Source organism: Halostagnicola bangensis (assembly GCF_054653435.1).
Genome location: NZ_BAAIGG010000002.1, coordinates 3,109,822 through 3,122,964, shown reverse-complemented (window position 1 = coordinate 3,122,964; position 13,143 = coordinate 3,109,822). Strand labels below are relative to the sequence as shown.

Genomic DNA, 13,143 nt, shown 5'->3' with positions numbered 1-13,143 from the left:
TAAATACTTTGTTGCTATCGAAACCTTGTCCTATACAAGCACCACAATTCACATCATGATTCTGTCCGCAAATGGTCTTAATTTAACAGTCACATATGGGCGTGTGTCATATTCACTCTGAATGGGTTGACTGCAATGAATACAATTCTGAGTACTTTCCTTCTCGAGACACAAGTCTCTTATGGGAGCCTGATTCAACGATATTTCCTTCTTCCATTGTGTATATTCTATCTGCGTTTGTCACAGTAGATAGACGATGTGCAATAACAAGCATTGCGTACTCTCGATCCATTGTTTCAATGCCCTCATGAACTTTCTTTTCAAGAGACGTGTCTAAGTCACTTGTCGCTTCATCCAAGATCAGTAAATCGGCATCCTTCAGCAGTGCTCTTGCGATAGCCACACGCTGGCGTTGCCCTCCAGAAAGCTTTACACCTTGATCTCCAAGGACTGTGTCGTAGCTATTTGGAAGATCATCGAGGAATTCAGTAACCTGTGCGATATCACATGCCTCTATAATCTCTACTTTTGTTGCATTTTGGTTTCCTATGGTGATGTTCTGTAGAAGTGTGTCATTGAATATGTGTGGTTCTTGTCTTACTACAGTCACTCTTGATCTCCACTCTCGAATGTCAAGGTTTTGTATAGGGATTCCATTTGCGGTAATTTCGCCATGGTCTGGTTCGTACATCCGCGCAAGGAGAGAAGCAATTGTGGACTTACCAGCCCCTGAAGGGCCAACGAATGCAACAAAGTCGCCCTCATCAAATTTAAATGAAATATTCTGAAGCGTGTTTTCGTTCTCCTCTCCATATGAAAAATAAACATTATTGAAGTGCGTATGTTTTATCGGGGACGGGGTTGCTACTGATTCCTTGTTAGGTTCACTATTTTGTACTAGCTCATCAATGAATTCTTGTGTTCTCACCAAATGTGGGAGTTCACTTTCGACGCGATACACGTACTTGTTCAGGTTACTTACTTTCGGACCTAACTGAAACATTGCAAAAAGGAACACACCCAGTTCAGCAAGGTTCATTGCCGAAAATGTAAGTGCAAGGTAAATTAGGACAAAGACTGTTACCGCTGTCGCCAATTGATAAAAATTAGTGATTGCCGCATCATTTCTCTCAACTTTAATTCGATTTGTCTCAAACCGTTCTGCTGACCTGGAGAACTCCTGTTTTAGTTCCTCAGTCATCCCGAACAACTTCACCTCACGAATTCCTTGCGTACCTGCCTGTGCACTCGATTGAATTCCCTCTTTAGCATCTGCGACCTGATCTCCAAGAGAGTAGCCAGTTTCGAGGACGGAACGAAATAGGAACGTCGCTCCACCGAGAAGAACCATTGTCAATATTGTAAGTGATGGAGATAAGATCATTGCAATTGAAAGATACATCAATGCAAGAAGACCTTGCTCTATTACATTAATCGTGTACCTAATTACCTGTCCCGCGTATTCTGCCTGTGTGACAATTGCGTTAAGGATATCATCTGACCCCTCTTCATCGAAATATGCAATTTCTGCATCTAATGCATGAGTGAACGACTCCTCTTGTAAATGTCGTACATACTTAGTTTCGATCGCAGCCCGAAACCATCCTACTAAAAAGGATGTCGTGAACCTCACGGTCATAATCAACGCGACACCAGCAACAAGATAGCCGAGCGTGAAATCAATTCCCAGAAACTCATAGACTGTAAAAAACGCGCCGAGAATCCCATCTGCATTCTCAGCAGCAGTCTCACCTTGCGCAACCTCGACGATCGGCATCAGAAAACTAAGCCCAATACCCTCGAGCAGCGCCGCAATCACAGCCAATACAATAACGCCGGCTGCGAAAAACGGCTGAAACTTCGCTACGCGATACAGCGCCTGGCCTTTTTCGCGCCAGGTTAGATCGAGGTCGCCATCAGTAGTTTCGGACATTGGAAGAGAGCATCCCGTGCGAGAACGCGCGGGTTGGATTATTCGGTACTCACACAGCGCAGTATAAAATCCCGTCGCTCTCTCCGGGGATTTGAAACGAGAAGGGGAATCGTACAGAGTTGCTGTTCGAGAAACGGTCCGACTACTCGAGAAACCAATTACTCGAGCAGGTTTCCACTCACTCGACAGCCACAGGGGTTGGCTTCGTGGTCGTGCGGACCGCGACTCGTGACGAGAAGCACGGGTTCCCCACAGCGGGGACAGAGCGGAAACGGACAGTCGTCCTCGCTCTGCTCCTCGCCCTCACTCATCGCGACGCACCCGTATTCCATCGGGAGTCACGATTAGCGGAATTCCCTGCACCTCGAGTCGGACCTCGATTGACTGATCGCCAGATTGTACCAACCGCTCGAGTGCTTCGGGATCGAACTCTGTACCCAACTGATACTCGTCTCGAGGAAGGCCGTGTTCCTCGAGCGTTCGCACGATGTCCACGACCAGGTTATCGGTAGTCGTGCTCATGGTGATCTCCCTCTGCTGAAAGCGCGAGTACCATCGCAGTGTGTTCGACTTCGATTCGTCTGTCGGACGGGATGTTTAAGCCCGCGGAGAAGTAATCCAATCATGGCAACCGATCCATTGTGCGATTGGAAGCCACGTCTCGGGTGCGTGACCACCCGGGGCATTTCAACGGAAACGCCCATCTGCGCTATTCATGGCTTCCGTTTGACCCAATGCCCTGTAGTGTCATATAACTACTGTTTCAAACTGGAAATTATCTCTCGAGAACAGCTACTCGAGTCCGGCTCACCGAACAGAAAGCTAGTCCGCTGGCTCGAGTTCCGAAATGTCGAGGTCGCCCGCTAAATAGGCTTCTCCGTTCGAACTGATCGCATAATAGCCAGCCTCGTCGACTTTCTCGATCAGGCCGTAGTCCTCGAGAACACCCAATCGTTGCCGAACCGTCGAGTAGCCGATCTCGTGGCCGTGGCGATTGAGATTCCGATAGAGTGGCTTCGCTGGTAGTTCGAGATCGTGCTCGGCGAGGAACTCGAGGATGAGCCCGTCTTTCAACGACATCCACTCTGGTCGAGGACGCATTCGAAGCAGTGGTCCCACCGACGCGCATTAACTTGATTTGGTTTTGTGATATCGTAGCTCATACAGTACCCAATAATAGCGTAAATACGCTAGTCTATAAGTGGGTGGGATTTGTTGGGCAACTGTACGGAAGCTACTCGGACTCATCGCTCAGCGGTCCAGATAACGGACTGGTGTTAGCCCCACCAGCCCGCGAAAAGCTCCCGTAACCACTCTACGGAAGCCATGTCAGACGACAATCCACGGGGTAATCAAAGTCCCGACCGACAAGACGCATCGACTCGAGACCACGCGACGCGACTCTTTCGAGAACGCCTCGAGACCATCGACCACCTCACAAACATCCTCCTCGAGGAGACGACCCGACCAACAGCACTCGAGCACCTCGAGTCGGCCGAACAGAGAGCTGTCCGCAGACGCCTGCGCGAGATCAGCGCGGAGACGAACCGCACCCTTCTCCTCGTGGTCGGCCCCGAGGCGACGATTCCAGAGCCCGACAACACCGACGACGACCCGCGAGGTGAGCGAAATGAGTGACGACCGATTCGCCGCCCTCGAAACGCGCGTCGAGAGCCTCGAGGCCGAACTCGAGACCAAAACCGACCGGATCGAAAACCTCGAGCGCGACCGCGACCGATTAACGGAGCGGGTCCAGTCCCTCGAGGAGCGACTCGAGGCGTGCGAACGCGAGCGCACGCGCTGTGAGAGCGCCGTCGACGCGGCGTTGAACAAGGCCGGGACCAACAAGGAACGGATCGAGGAACTCCAGGCGAGAGAACTCGAGAAGGGTGCCCACCTGCACGCGTCGAACGTGGCAATCCACGAACTCGACGTCCCTGGCGATCGACTCGAGCGGATCACCAAGGATGACGGAAAGACCTACTTCCGCGTTCCCGAAAGCGCCGACCCGCTCGAGAACGGACGGGTCTCGCTCGCCTACGCCGACCTCCTGCCGATTCAACAACTCGCCAGGATGGACGCGGACATGCGCCGTTCGACGGCGAACGCCTTGCCCTCGAGACTCGCCGCGAAACTCTGGGAGGCCCGAACCGATCCCGCTGTCGGCGACGATCCCTGGAAAACTGGGTGCAAGACGGTCGCGGAGTACGTCACCGCGAGCGATTTGAAACACTGGATCCGGCGACGGGAACCGGGCACGAGCGAGACCTACGCGAAGAAACTCGTCTCGAGAACTATCGACGCGATACTCGAGCTCTCCAAGCACCGCCTCGCGGTCCGCAAGCGAACCGAACGAAAGAACGGCCTCGAGTACACCGAACGGCGACTCGTCCTTCCCGCCGACGCCGACATTCCTGGTGAAACAAAAGGTGACTAAGCGCCGGTGACAGTTGGTGTCCTCGGATGACCGGGGACAGTGGGGAAGCGGTAGCCTCGAGAAAGGTTGAGTTACGCTCTGAGAAGTCAAACTCACAGGAAGAGCGCGGCTGTATGCAGGTTGGTTACCGGTTGGTGTGTCCCTCGAGTGGTCGTCGGTGGTTATACTGAAGGACGGGGATTGGTGGATATCCTGAAGACAACAGCTGTCACTGGAGTCTCCAACTCATCGGTTCCAGTCTCCTTCCCAAAAGAGCCGCTGCAGGAATTCCATCCACTCTTTCTGTTCGGAAAGGATGTTCTTGCAGTACGGACAGGCGGCATTTTTGACCGTCGGTACTCAGGCCGGCGCTTCAGTATCGCCACCAGTAACTGGCGCACGTACCGTCACGTCGAACTCGATCGTCTCGTACGGAACGAACGGTTGCTTCGATTGGCCTTCCTGCCGGAACTTCACAATGCCATTCTCCGCGAGTACCTCGACGTCGTCGTGGACGACCGAATAGCTGCGGTCTAGCCGGTTCGACAGTTCGGTGATGCTTTCACCAGGCTTCCCCATCAGCGACTCCAATAGCTCGAGCCGGCGGTCGGTAAGCAACCGTCGTATCCCTTTGGCGTTCTCGAAGGAGACGACTGCATCTGACTGTTCACCCTCTTCGGCAGCGCTTGCAGCATCGAGCGCTTCGTTAAAGGCATCCTCTGCCGAGGCGATTGTGATACGAAGCGTCTCGGGATAGTCCACGTTTCCAGGGACGGGGGCAGTGTGATTATCGTTGGGCATTGATCTGGAGCACCTCCTTTCGAAAGCGGGCAACATGGGCCTCGAAGCCATCGAACTCGATTCCGGACACAGCATCACCTTCGTGGCGGTGATGTGGGCCGACGTCGGAATCGTGGGCGTTATCGTACCGAAGGATCTGCTCGCCTTCGTCCGGCGCGTAGTACTGAAACCGGTAGTAATACCCACCAGGTTCGCTGGAGTTTTCGACTGCGAACAACCGGACGCGCGTCCCTTCACCAGCATCAACCTCGAAGTTTCGATCGAGGACGACATCTCCATCAGCCATGTTGCCCTTCGTACTATCTCCTATAACCCGATACAATATAATTGTGGTGGTTGCTGACTGCTAGGCGCAATCTCGAGGAGGTGTGTAGTGAACTGGACGCGTTGACGCTGTCGGACGTGTGTGAAGCCGACGAGATGGACGTGACAGCAGGTGAGAAGGGGGTCGAGAAAGAGGAAGACCAGAAGAGAATTCGCGCTCGCGCGGGCCCGTTCGATTGAGGAGAGGTCTCGCTCGCCTACGGCCACTTGCTGCCGAGACAGCAGTTCGCCAGAATGGACGACGAAATGCGTCGCTCCGCTGCGAATACGGTACCGACGCGGTTGGTAGCAAAGTTGTGGCAAGCGCGGACTGACGATACCGTCGACGATACTCCCTGGAACGACGGGTGCAAGAGCGTCGCGGAGTACGTCACCGCGAGCGATTTGAAACACTGGATCCGCCGGAAAGAACCCGGCACGAGCGAGACCTACGCGAAGAAACTCGTCTCGAGGACCATCGACGCGATTCTCGAGCTCTCCAAGCACCGCCTCGCGGTCCGCAAGCGAACCGAACGAAAGAACGGCCTCGAGTACACCGAACGGCGGCTCGTGCTTCCCGCCGACGCTGACATTCCTGGTGAAACGAAAAGTGAGTAAGCGCCGGTGACAGGTGGTGTCCTCGGATGACCGGGGACAGTGGATTACAGGACGCCTCGAGAGAGGCCTGGTGACTCTATCGGAAAACTAATTCACAGCACGAGAGCGGGTGTACAAGGGATTGTTACCGGTTGGTATATTTCTCGAGTGGTCGTCGGTGGTCACACTGACGGACAAGGATCGAAGGTGAATCTGAAGACAACAGCTGTCACTTGGTTGCTAGTCGCAGTTGCAGACGCCGCCTTCGCGGATCTGGTTGGTGACGTGACGGTGGATTTCACGAGCTAACCGATGCATCGTTTTTGCCTGCCGCTTCGTTGGGTGTCGGCCGCCATAGTAGCTGTCCGTCCGATTGTTCTCATACAGGTCTTTGAGTTCACGCGTTAGATCCCGCGTGAAAAGACCGAACCGCGCCGCCCGGTCGTAGCAGCGATCGTGGGAGTCCGTTTGGAACTCGCGCAACTCATCGCCACCCTCTGCAATGGCGAACGCCTCCAGCGACCGCTCAACGGTGCCAAAGCATAGTTCGACAACAGCGGTATAGTAGCCACTACTCTCGATTTCCTCGACGATGGCAAGGAGCCGACATCCCTTTGTGAGTTGGGTCTTCCAGTCAGCCTCCGTGTCGATCTCCGATTCTCGGGTCGGAATGCCGTGACCCTCCTCGTTGAAGGCGTCGACGGCCGCGTCAAGTGCCTCCCTGACAGTATTGGGATCACTCATCGAGATCACCATGCAGAACCATATCGCGGACGGTGTCGAACTCATTCGTTCGGTGGATGGCAATGCCGTCGCGAAGGATTTCCTGCAGGTCGTCCGCGTAATTCGGAACGGCTTGGAGGCCCTCGACATCAATCTCGAAGGCATAGCGGTTGCCGTCGAATGTATCCGCTTCGAGGGATTGCCTGACTTGGTTCGCCCGCCGTTGGTTACCCATCCTGTCCTCGCGTACCAACACCCAGAGGTCGATATCGCTGCGGCGGTCGGCCTCTCCACGGGCGATGCTTCCGTAGAGGATGACCGCGAGGACGCCATCAAGTTTGTCCAGTAACACCTCAGTTGCGGCCTTCACCGGAGCGTGGAACTCCGATTGTGGAATTTCGAGGTAGGGCTCGTCTGGTCGAGTCAACCGGTCGCGGTTGATCTGCACGAGCCGACGCGACCCGTCGCGTTCTTCGACGACGAGGTCGTTGCTGGAGAGGACGTCAACTGTTTTCGTAATCGTCGGCCGCGTATAGTCGACAGCCTCAGCGATGTCCGTCATTGAGAACGACTCGTCGTGATGTCGTGTCAAAAATAGAAGGATGTCATCTGTGGCTTCGCCCTTGAATAAGCGACCGTCTAGAAGGGGTATATCGACCGTTATACAAGTACTATCAACTTGATTATCGTTCGATATTGTTTTCATCGTAAAGGATTACTTTGCACTACAACTTAAACCTTATTACAATACCGATATTAGCTTATAAGGTGTTACAAGTACAGTAACATCGCTTGAATTGGAACCACCGTGACCAGCCCCGACTTCTTTCACGGGGAGGTTTGAATAAGAATACTGTACTAGCAACAATGAGTATGGTTGGTAAGAACACACAATCGCTCTTCCGTAGGAAATTGTTGATACAGTTCTCCACGGTAGCGCCGGAACAGAGACTAGCGGTCTAAGGACCAAGCGACCGGGTTCTACTCTCGGTTGGGTTAGCATAGAATCGCAAGATCGCTCTACACCAACAATGTGCTAGACAAGAGCGATCCGTGGGAGAACGGGCGCAGAGAGATAACTGAATACATCAAAGCCAGTAATCTCAAACACTGGATCCGACGCCAGGAACCCGGCACCAGCGAAACCTACGCGAAGAAACTCGTCTCGAGAACCATCGACGCGATCCTCGAGCTTTCCAAGCACCGCCTCGCGGTCCGCAAGCGAACCGAACGAAAAAACGGCCTCGAGTACACCGAACGGCGGCTCGTCCTGCCCGCCGACGCCGACATCCCCGGGGAAACGACAGACGGTGACTAAGCACCGGTGACAGTTGGTGTCCTCGGATGACCGGGGACAGTGACTCACAGGACGCCTCGAGAGAGGTCGAAGGGCGTGCTGGGAAGCGTATTCCACAGCAAAAACGCGGCTGTATGCAGGTTGGGTACCGGTTGGTGTGTCCCTCGAGTGGTCGTCGGTGGTCACACTGACGGACAGGTCTTGGAGGGAATCCTGAAGACACCAGCTGTCACTGGAGTCTCCAACTCATCGTTCACTCAGCTAGATGCAAGCTCCCCTCACAGCGTTGGAGAACGTCTTTCTCTACCAACCGTTCGATCGCGTCCGTCACTCGCTCTGATTCGTCCTCGTCGAGTATGGCAACACTCGAGGTCACACCTTCTCTGATCGTCTTGGGTTCCATGATTCCATCGTCGATAGTTTGAATAACAACCCGCTCAAGCTGTGCATCCGTCCCAAGTTGGGTTACTCTCTCGGTGAAGTTGTCGGGAAGCCCGTCAAGATGGCTTACCGAAATATCAATTGCGAGTAGGGGATGTGATCCATCGCGTAGAAGTCTCGCTTCGTGACGACCCGTATTGAACGGCCGCTGATGTACGATTTCCCCGACCAAGAGGTCCCAATCAATACCTGCCTGAGCAGTCCGTAGTAGGTCGTCGATGTCAGTTCGCCGGCCAACCCCAATGTCACCACCTGAAACTGCCTTAAGTAGGAAAATATCCACCTCACTCAGCAGATGTGCCTCAATCCGCTCCCCCGTCCAGAACGCATCTGCCCGTTCTCGCATACGGTCCGTGATCCACACCTTCCCCACGACCTGTCGTTCGAAGATATCCACCTCAACGCCCGCATCGTCGTTGTACATCTTGACAGTCCGTCCAACTCCCTCAATCGACTTCGTCGGCTCTTCAGCAATCAGAAATCCGTTGTCTAAAAAGCGATTGAGGACGTGTTGGAAGTGCTCTTCCGTGCTGAATCCGAAGTCGATATCGTCTGTTCGAGGCTTGATCCGCCGAGCGGTCATCGCTGCCCCGCCCATCAAAGAGAGCGATACGTCTTCGGACAACCAGCCATCGACTGTCTCGAGAAATGATTTGATCTGGGTTGAGTTGCTGAATTCATCCATAATCATACACCATACTGGGCCTTCAGCTGATTGAACTCACGACGACTGGGTAATCTTCGAGATTCCCCCCAGTTACTACTCTCCCCAAGGGCCATACAGATCTCTTCGGCAATGTCCGCAATTCCGTACCAGTCTGCCAATTCAGAAATTACGTCAATATCGAGGTCGAGATCCACAATCACAAGCATCGCGTAACTAACGCGCCGAGGCTCTGGATCGCTCTGAATCACGTGGCAGACGACCTGTTCGGGCGAGAGTTCATCTTCTGGACCCTGCCAGAAGAGTGGCTCACTGGGTAGATGGAACGGATGGCCATATTCCTCGAGTGCGGCAACACCAGTCTTTTGCCAGCCATCTGCTCTTTCGAATTTTGCTGTCGCTTCCGGGTTATGAGAGCGAACCAGAACTCGCGTTGGTTCGTACCATTCGATAATCCCGCTACTCGAGACGTCCCGAAGTCGCAATCGATGACACTGGTGAACGAACGCATCTGCAAATCCTTGGAGTTGGAGAACGTTCTCCGAGAGGGCGTACCGTGGACCAGACGGTGAGAGCATGGCTCGGTCTGTTATTGGTTGGAGGGCCGAGTAGACTGCCCTCTCCGTCTTCCCCAACCGCTCCGCGACCGTGGCTATCTTCCGGGGCTCGTCTAAATACCAACAGACTCGAAGAAGAGAAGGCCTCAAAATACTCCCCCAGTCGACGTGGCTTGCGCTTACCGAGAGTCGCTGGAACGCTGTCATCATCTTCCCGGTACCAGGTTGGAAAATTCTCCGCTGCTTAGATCCTCGTCGCTCTGAGATTTCATTAAGCACAACCAGTAGATCAACAGCACGGTAAATTTGCTTCTTGGAATAATCCGTCTCAGATACTAGGCTATCGATCGTCACCTCTTGCTGGCTGTTTATAACATCGAGGATGGCCAAAGCAGCCCTCGGGATCATATTGAAATCTAATGTCTACTCATATAAATACGCTTGGACACTAAGATTCAACACTTGTAGTGAATATTACTCCCAATTTGCAGACGCTCTTCGACTGACCAAAATATCTCGGTGCTTGCTCGCATACTTCGATCCTCTCGTGTCTGAAACCCACTCGACGGCGTGGTGCGGCCGCTTCGTGAGGCTTCAAACCCCACAAGGGCCCGTCCGAAACCGTTGCTTCAGCAGTGCAGGACTAAACACGGATGCCCCGCGTCACCGTGCGCGGGGTACTTCATATGGGTTCGGTAGTGGTGGGTCCGTTTCTCGAGTGGTCGTCGGTGGTCACACTGACGGACAAGGATCGAAGGTGAATCTGAAGACAACAGCTGTCACTGGAGAATCCTGCAAAAAGAGACACGCAAAATGGACAGTGAACTACTCTAGAGAACCGACCCCGAGATACGACACCAGTTCTAGGACGGCCTCGTTGACGGTGGAATCGTCGAGTTGTCCGAGTTCTCGAGTGATGTGATCTGGACTGAGAGAGGCGACAGCCCAGGGAAGGATCGAACTCTGTTCTGGGAGCCCACCGTCGACAAGATCGGTTTCATTGATCGGGAGGTGCTCGTCGTACCAAGTCTTTGTTGTGAGCGTGAGAGCAACGTACTGATCGCCGTGAAACGGCATCTCAGTAGTGCTGATCACGACCCACGGTCGAGTTGCGTCTTCACCTTTGAAGGGATCGTCCCCGTAAACGATCGTCCCTCGCGACACCGTCATTCGTTTGCCTGCTCGCTCGCTTCGATCCACTTGTCGCGATCCTCCTCGCCGTAGAGGTCGTTAAAGAGTTGGTTGGATCGATGGACATCGTACGCCTGTCGAAGTCGCTCACTATCGTCCGTGATGGCCCAATACGCACCCTTGTGTCGGACAAGCCCGCGATCCTCGAGGCGGGAAAGTACTGGATGGATCGAATTCTCAGTAATCTCCGTTCGCCGGGCGATCTTCTTCGCCTTCCAGGCCTGGTCTCGGTTCTCCCAGAGAAATCGAAGGACTAACTCCGGATTGCTTATTTCCTCGAGTTCTTCCGAGGAGCTCTCGTTGAATCGATTGATATCGATCGACATGTACGTCTCATGGGGACGTTGTGTATTATTTCTATCCCCTGAATGTGGCGTATGATTGTATTCTCGATCGCCTCATCAAAGACGACGATGAGACGTCCTACCGACTCTCCGGGATTGCAGACCCGCTTGGTTGAGGTGAAGTCTAGCTCGCCTCCGAGGACTTGCTTATAGCCCAACAACTCGCCAGAATGAACGAAGAGATGCGGCGCTCAGCAGCGAATGCGTTGCCGACGCGAGTAGCGACGAAGTTGGCACGCACGGACTGACTCGAGTGTTGGCGATAATCCGTGAGAGAACGGGCGCAGAGAGATAGCTGAATACGTCAAAGCCAGTGATCTCAAACACTGGATTCGCCGTCCTCAGAAATCATAATGAATTAGCTAAGTTCTGGGAATGGGGTCTACCCCACTTATCGGCAGCTGGGGCCTGTAGTGGTACTCCCTCGTACAGCTGTTCCCAATACTTCTCTCGATCATTAAGATTTCTGATGGGCTGCACAAAAGCTTAATGAGTGACGGAAGTTATGGGCATGGGCTGAGATCGCCTCGCCGGTCTCCTCCCATTACTCGCCCATCTCAGCCCATGCCCATAACTTCCGTCACTCATTACGCCGTGCGAGCGTGGTCCTGGTTCCGTGAGTTCCGAGAGATCGCCCTGATTGTGTCGTCTATAACATCAAGCGAGCCGTGAAACAGTGAATCCTACCGCCTTATGGCGATTCAACACGGTCTCGTGAAGATATTGCACACTACACGTGCAAATGGAACGCTACATGTTCTATCAAATAGCGAGATTTTGGTGATTTAAGATGGATACAACAGGGGGGACGTGTGAAATTTAGTTCGATTTGCAAGAGAAGTGATCGTTCAGTACGGGCCCTCATGGTCAGTTATGGACTTGTGGGAAAAACACCGGGTCATTGCTCACTACCTTACTTCGAGTATCGAATCTCGCAGTAGAGGCCGTATCCGATCAATGCCAGTGTGAGGGTGAAAAAACCTGTTGCAGGAATTGAGGCACCGAGCACCGCGAGTGGTTCATCTTCTCCTATTCCCATGATTAGGAAGAGGATCCCAATACACATCGGAACTATCGATAGGACCACCGCGATTTTTCCTACTAAATTGAGTTCTTTTCGCAACAATTTTCGCTCTTCTTCTTTAGTTCGGAACTCAGGTGGTTTCATAGATGATGCGCTATCCGTTGTTAACGATCCCACTTTAGGATTCGGGCCCGCTCGCCTCATCACGGCCACGGATCTCAAGCGGGTTAACAGCGCGCTTCTATATCCTTTACCTCCACGCATACTGACCAGCTGATTTACGACATTTTGTGATGAATGATCGAGATACCTTGTGCTGCATCCATCCTCTGTGTTTAGCGCGCGTTTTTGGCAGTTATCATAGAAGTAGGTACTCTCCCAGTCATGTTTCCCCCTGTACTGAGCGCGGTCAGGATTGGTTCGTTCCGGCGTTTATGTTTGTCATCGAACCCTCGTCAAGTGCTTGTCGCCACAAGAGGTGAACTGCCCGGGCAACGATGTCAACTGAGGGTTCTCTGAGACACGATGTCTCTACGTGGGTATCCACGCTTGATGCGTCTGGTGGCGGGTGGAAGTGTCGGTCGTCGGGCGGTGCTGAAAAGTCGTGAGGGTGGATATCCCACCGAAGGTTGCGCCCGGACGTATCCGAGTAGTGAATATTGTAGTCGCCCGCTGTCGTCCATCGAACTGTGAATATAGTTGTATCTGCCTCCCCGATGCCATATGGTATCGTGAGCCGGAGTTCTCGGGGGTTGAGTCGGTCATCGATTTCGCCTGAGGCCATCGGTTCGATGGCGCTGAACGCATCTCGGAACGCATCGAGTTTCGTCACGTCGATAGTGCCTCGAAGTG

Annotated in this window: 17 protein-coding genes and 3 pseudogenes; 6 read left to right on the top strand and 14 right to left on the bottom strand. The window is 53.4% G+C overall.

What is annotated here, in order from left to right; genetic code table 11:
• Positions 1-112: 112 nt before the first annotated feature.
• The 4 genes from ACYQ14_RS17285 to ACYQ14_RS17270 all read right to left on the bottom strand — a co-directional run bounded on the left by ACYQ14_RS17285 (position 113) and on the right by ACYQ14_RS17270 (position 3,034).
• Positions 113-1,933: an ABC transporter ATP-binding protein gene (locus ACYQ14_RS17285; protein WP_459889705.1), complete on the bottom strand. Its 1,821-nt coding sequence runs from the start codon at positions 1,931-1,933 to the stop codon at positions 113-115.
• A 158-nt stretch (positions 1,934-2,091) separates the two neighbouring features.
• Entirely contained in the window at positions 2,092-2,244 is a 153-nt protein-coding gene (locus ACYQ14_RS17280; protein ID WP_283835535.1) for a hypothetical protein, read from the bottom strand.
• Entirely contained in the window at positions 2,237-2,455 is a 219-nt protein-coding gene (locus ACYQ14_RS17275) for a HalOD1 output domain-containing protein (RefSeq protein WP_459889703.1), read from the bottom strand. The genes ACYQ14_RS17280 and ACYQ14_RS17275 overlap by 8 nt, the downstream gene beginning before the upstream one ends.
• A gap of 300 nt (positions 2,456-2,755) precedes the next feature.
• Positions 2,756-3,034, bottom strand: a complete 279-nt coding sequence (locus tag ACYQ14_RS17270; RefSeq protein ID WP_488193331.1) for a winged-helix domain-containing protein — start codon at positions 3,032-3,034, stop codon at positions 2,756-2,758.
• A 225-nt stretch (positions 3,035-3,259) separates the two neighbouring features.
• On the opposite strand from ACYQ14_RS17270, the gene ACYQ14_RS17265 reads away from it, so the two are divergent.
• Together ACYQ14_RS17265 and ACYQ14_RS17260 are read left to right on the top strand one after the other, a co-directional pair.
• Positions 3,260-3,571, top strand: coding sequence for a hypothetical protein (locus ACYQ14_RS17265; protein WP_459889701.1), 312 nt, complete (start codon positions 3,260-3,262; stop codon positions 3,569-3,571).
• A complete protein-coding gene (locus ACYQ14_RS17260; protein WP_459889699.1) occupies positions 3,564-4,370 on the top strand; it encodes a DUF8008 family protein in 807 nt (268 codons plus the stop codon). Before ACYQ14_RS17265 ends, ACYQ14_RS17260 begins: the two co-directional genes overlap by 8 nt.
• Positions 4,371-4,709: 339 nt before the next feature.
• On the opposite strand, the gene ACYQ14_RS17255 is transcribed toward ACYQ14_RS17260, so the two are convergent.
• Both ACYQ14_RS17255 and ACYQ14_RS17250 read right to left on the bottom strand, forming a co-directional pair.
• On the bottom strand, positions 4,710-5,150 hold the full coding sequence (locus tag ACYQ14_RS17255) for an HVO_A0114 family putative DNA-binding protein (RefSeq protein WP_459889697.1): 441 nt from the start codon (positions 5,148-5,150) through the stop codon (positions 4,710-4,712).
• Entirely contained in the window at positions 5,137-5,436 is a 300-nt protein-coding gene (locus tag ACYQ14_RS17250; RefSeq protein WP_459889695.1) for a toxin-antitoxin system TumE family protein, read from the bottom strand. The genes ACYQ14_RS17255 and ACYQ14_RS17250 overlap by 14 nt, the downstream gene beginning before the upstream one ends.
• A gap of 80 nt (positions 5,437-5,516) precedes the next feature.
• Between ACYQ14_RS17250 and ACYQ14_RS17245 the strand changes: the two genes are divergently transcribed.
• Together ACYQ14_RS17245 and ACYQ14_RS17240 are read left to right on the top strand one after the other, a co-directional pair.
• Positions 5,517-5,654: a hypothetical protein gene (locus ACYQ14_RS17245; RefSeq protein ID WP_459889693.1), complete on the top strand. Its 138-nt coding sequence runs from the start codon at positions 5,517-5,519 to the stop codon at positions 5,652-5,654.
• A gap of 3 nt (positions 5,655-5,657) precedes the next feature.
• Positions 5,658-6,071 (top strand): annotated as a pseudogene (locus tag ACYQ14_RS17240) (DUF8008 family protein); the annotation flags it as partial.
• A 219-nt stretch (positions 6,072-6,290) separates the two neighbouring features.
• Here the strand turns inward: ACYQ14_RS17240 and ACYQ14_RS17235 are convergent.
• Together ACYQ14_RS17235 and ACYQ14_RS17230 are read right to left on the bottom strand one after the other, a co-directional pair.
• Positions 6,291-6,806, bottom strand: coding sequence for a DUF8154 family protein (locus ACYQ14_RS17235; protein WP_459889691.1), 516 nt, complete (start codon positions 6,804-6,806; stop codon positions 6,291-6,293).
• On the bottom strand, positions 6,787-7,479 hold the full coding sequence (locus ACYQ14_RS17230; protein WP_459889689.1) for a nucleotidyltransferase domain-containing protein: 693 nt from the start codon (positions 7,477-7,479) through the stop codon (positions 6,787-6,789). Before ACYQ14_RS17230 ends, ACYQ14_RS17235 begins: the two co-directional genes overlap by 20 nt.
• A gap of 342 nt (positions 7,480-7,821) precedes the next feature.
• Between ACYQ14_RS17230 and ACYQ14_RS17225 the strand changes: the two are divergent.
• Positions 7,822-8,091: pseudogene (locus tag ACYQ14_RS17225) on the top strand (DUF8008 family protein); the annotation flags it as partial.
• A 232-nt stretch (positions 8,092-8,323) separates the two neighbouring features.
• Here the strand turns inward: ACYQ14_RS17225 and ACYQ14_RS17220 are convergent.
• The 4 genes from ACYQ14_RS17220 to ACYQ14_RS17205 form a co-directional block, all read right to left on the bottom strand.
• Complete coding sequence (locus ACYQ14_RS17220) at positions 8,324-9,196, bottom strand: hypothetical protein (protein WP_459889687.1); 873 nt, start codon at positions 9,194-9,196, stop codon at positions 8,324-8,326.
• A 2-nt stretch (positions 9,197-9,198) separates the two neighbouring features.
• The gene (locus ACYQ14_RS17215) at positions 9,199-10,140 is read right to left on the bottom strand and encodes a MarR family transcriptional regulator (RefSeq protein ID WP_459889685.1); all 942 of its coding nucleotides are present in this window, start codon (positions 10,138-10,140) and stop codon (positions 9,199-9,201) included.
• A 417-nt stretch (positions 10,141-10,557) separates the two neighbouring features.
• Positions 10,558-10,902, bottom strand: coding sequence for a type II toxin-antitoxin system PemK/MazF family toxin (locus tag ACYQ14_RS17210; RefSeq protein ID WP_459889684.1), 345 nt, complete (start codon positions 10,900-10,902; stop codon positions 10,558-10,560).
• Entirely contained in the window at positions 10,899-11,249 is a 351-nt protein-coding gene (locus ACYQ14_RS17205; RefSeq protein WP_459889682.1) for a MarR family transcriptional regulator, read from the bottom strand. The genes ACYQ14_RS17210 and ACYQ14_RS17205 overlap by 4 nt, the downstream gene beginning before the upstream one ends.
• A 62-nt stretch (positions 11,250-11,311) precedes the next feature.
• Here ACYQ14_RS17205 and ACYQ14_RS17200 point away from each other — a divergent pair.
• Positions 11,312-11,612: pseudogene (locus ACYQ14_RS17200) on the top strand (DUF8008 family protein); the annotation flags it as partial.
• A 568-nt stretch (positions 11,613-12,180) separates the two neighbouring features.
• Here the strand turns inward: ACYQ14_RS17200 and ACYQ14_RS17195 are convergent.
• Both ACYQ14_RS17195 and ACYQ14_RS17190 read right to left on the bottom strand, forming a co-directional pair.
• Positions 12,181-12,435, bottom strand: a complete 255-nt coding sequence (locus tag ACYQ14_RS17195) for a hypothetical protein (RefSeq protein ID WP_459889680.1) — start codon at positions 12,433-12,435, stop codon at positions 12,181-12,183.
• A 265-nt stretch (positions 12,436-12,700) separates the two neighbouring features.
• A complete protein-coding gene (locus ACYQ14_RS17190) occupies positions 12,701-13,123 on the bottom strand; it encodes a toxin-antitoxin system TumE family protein (protein WP_459889678.1) in 423 nt (140 codons plus the stop codon).
• Positions 13,124-13,143: the final 20 nt, after the last annotated feature.

What these genes read in the sequence shown, in the direction of transcription:
- ACYQ14_RS17270 (WP_488193331.1), bottom strand. Translation starts at nt 3,034, where the DNA reads ATGCGTCCTCGACCAGAGTGGATGTCGTTGAAAGACGGGCTCATCCTC.
- ACYQ14_RS17230 (WP_459889689.1), bottom strand. Translation starts at nt 7,479, where the DNA reads ATGAAAACAATATCGAACGATAATCAAGTTGATAGTACTTGTATAACG.
- ACYQ14_RS17285 (WP_459889705.1), bottom strand. Translation starts at nt 1,933, where the DNA reads ATGTCCGAAACTACTGATGGCGACCTCGATCTAACCTGGCGCGAAAAA.
- ACYQ14_RS17215 (WP_459889685.1), bottom strand. Translation starts at nt 10,140, where the DNA reads ATGATCCCGAGGGCTGCTTTGGCCATCCTCGATGTTATAAACAGCCAG.
- ACYQ14_RS17220 (WP_459889687.1), bottom strand. Translation starts at nt 9,196, where the DNA reads ATGGATGAATTCAGCAACTCAACCCAGATCAAATCATTTCTCGAGACA.
- ACYQ14_RS17235 (WP_459889691.1), bottom strand. Translation starts at nt 6,806, where the DNA reads ATGGTGATCTCGATGAGTGATCCCAATACTGTCAGGGAGGCACTTGAC.
- ACYQ14_RS17275 (WP_459889703.1), bottom strand. Translation starts at nt 2,455, where the DNA reads ATGAGCACGACTACCGATAACCTGGTCGTGGACATCGTGCGAACGCTC.
- ACYQ14_RS17260 (WP_459889699.1), top strand. Translation starts at nt 3,564, where the DNA reads ATGAGTGACGACCGATTCGCCGCCCTCGAAACGCGCGTCGAGAGCCTC.
- ACYQ14_RS17280 (WP_283835535.1), bottom strand. Translation starts at nt 2,244, where the DNA reads ATGAGTGAGGGCGAGGAGCAGAGCGAGGACGACTGTCCGTTTCCGCTC.
- ACYQ14_RS17195 (WP_459889680.1), bottom strand. Translation starts at nt 12,435, where the DNA reads ATGAAACCACCTGAGTTCCGAACTAAAGAAGAAGAGCGAAAATTGTTG.
- ACYQ14_RS17265 (WP_459889701.1), top strand. Translation starts at nt 3,260, where the DNA reads ATGTCAGACGACAATCCACGGGGTAATCAAAGTCCCGACCGACAAGAC.
- ACYQ14_RS17255 (WP_459889697.1), bottom strand. Translation starts at nt 5,150, where the DNA reads ATGCCCAACGATAATCACACTGCCCCCGTCCCTGGAAACGTGGACTAT.
- ACYQ14_RS17205 (WP_459889682.1), bottom strand. Translation starts at nt 11,249, where the DNA reads ATGTCGATCGATATCAATCGATTCAACGAGAGCTCCTCGGAAGAACTC.
- ACYQ14_RS17250 (WP_459889695.1), bottom strand. Translation starts at nt 5,436, where the DNA reads ATGGCTGATGGAGATGTCGTCCTCGATCGAAACTTCGAGGTTGATGCT.
- ACYQ14_RS17210 (WP_459889684.1), bottom strand. Translation starts at nt 10,902, where the DNA reads ATGACGGTGTCGCGAGGGACGATCGTTTACGGGGACGATCCCTTCAAA.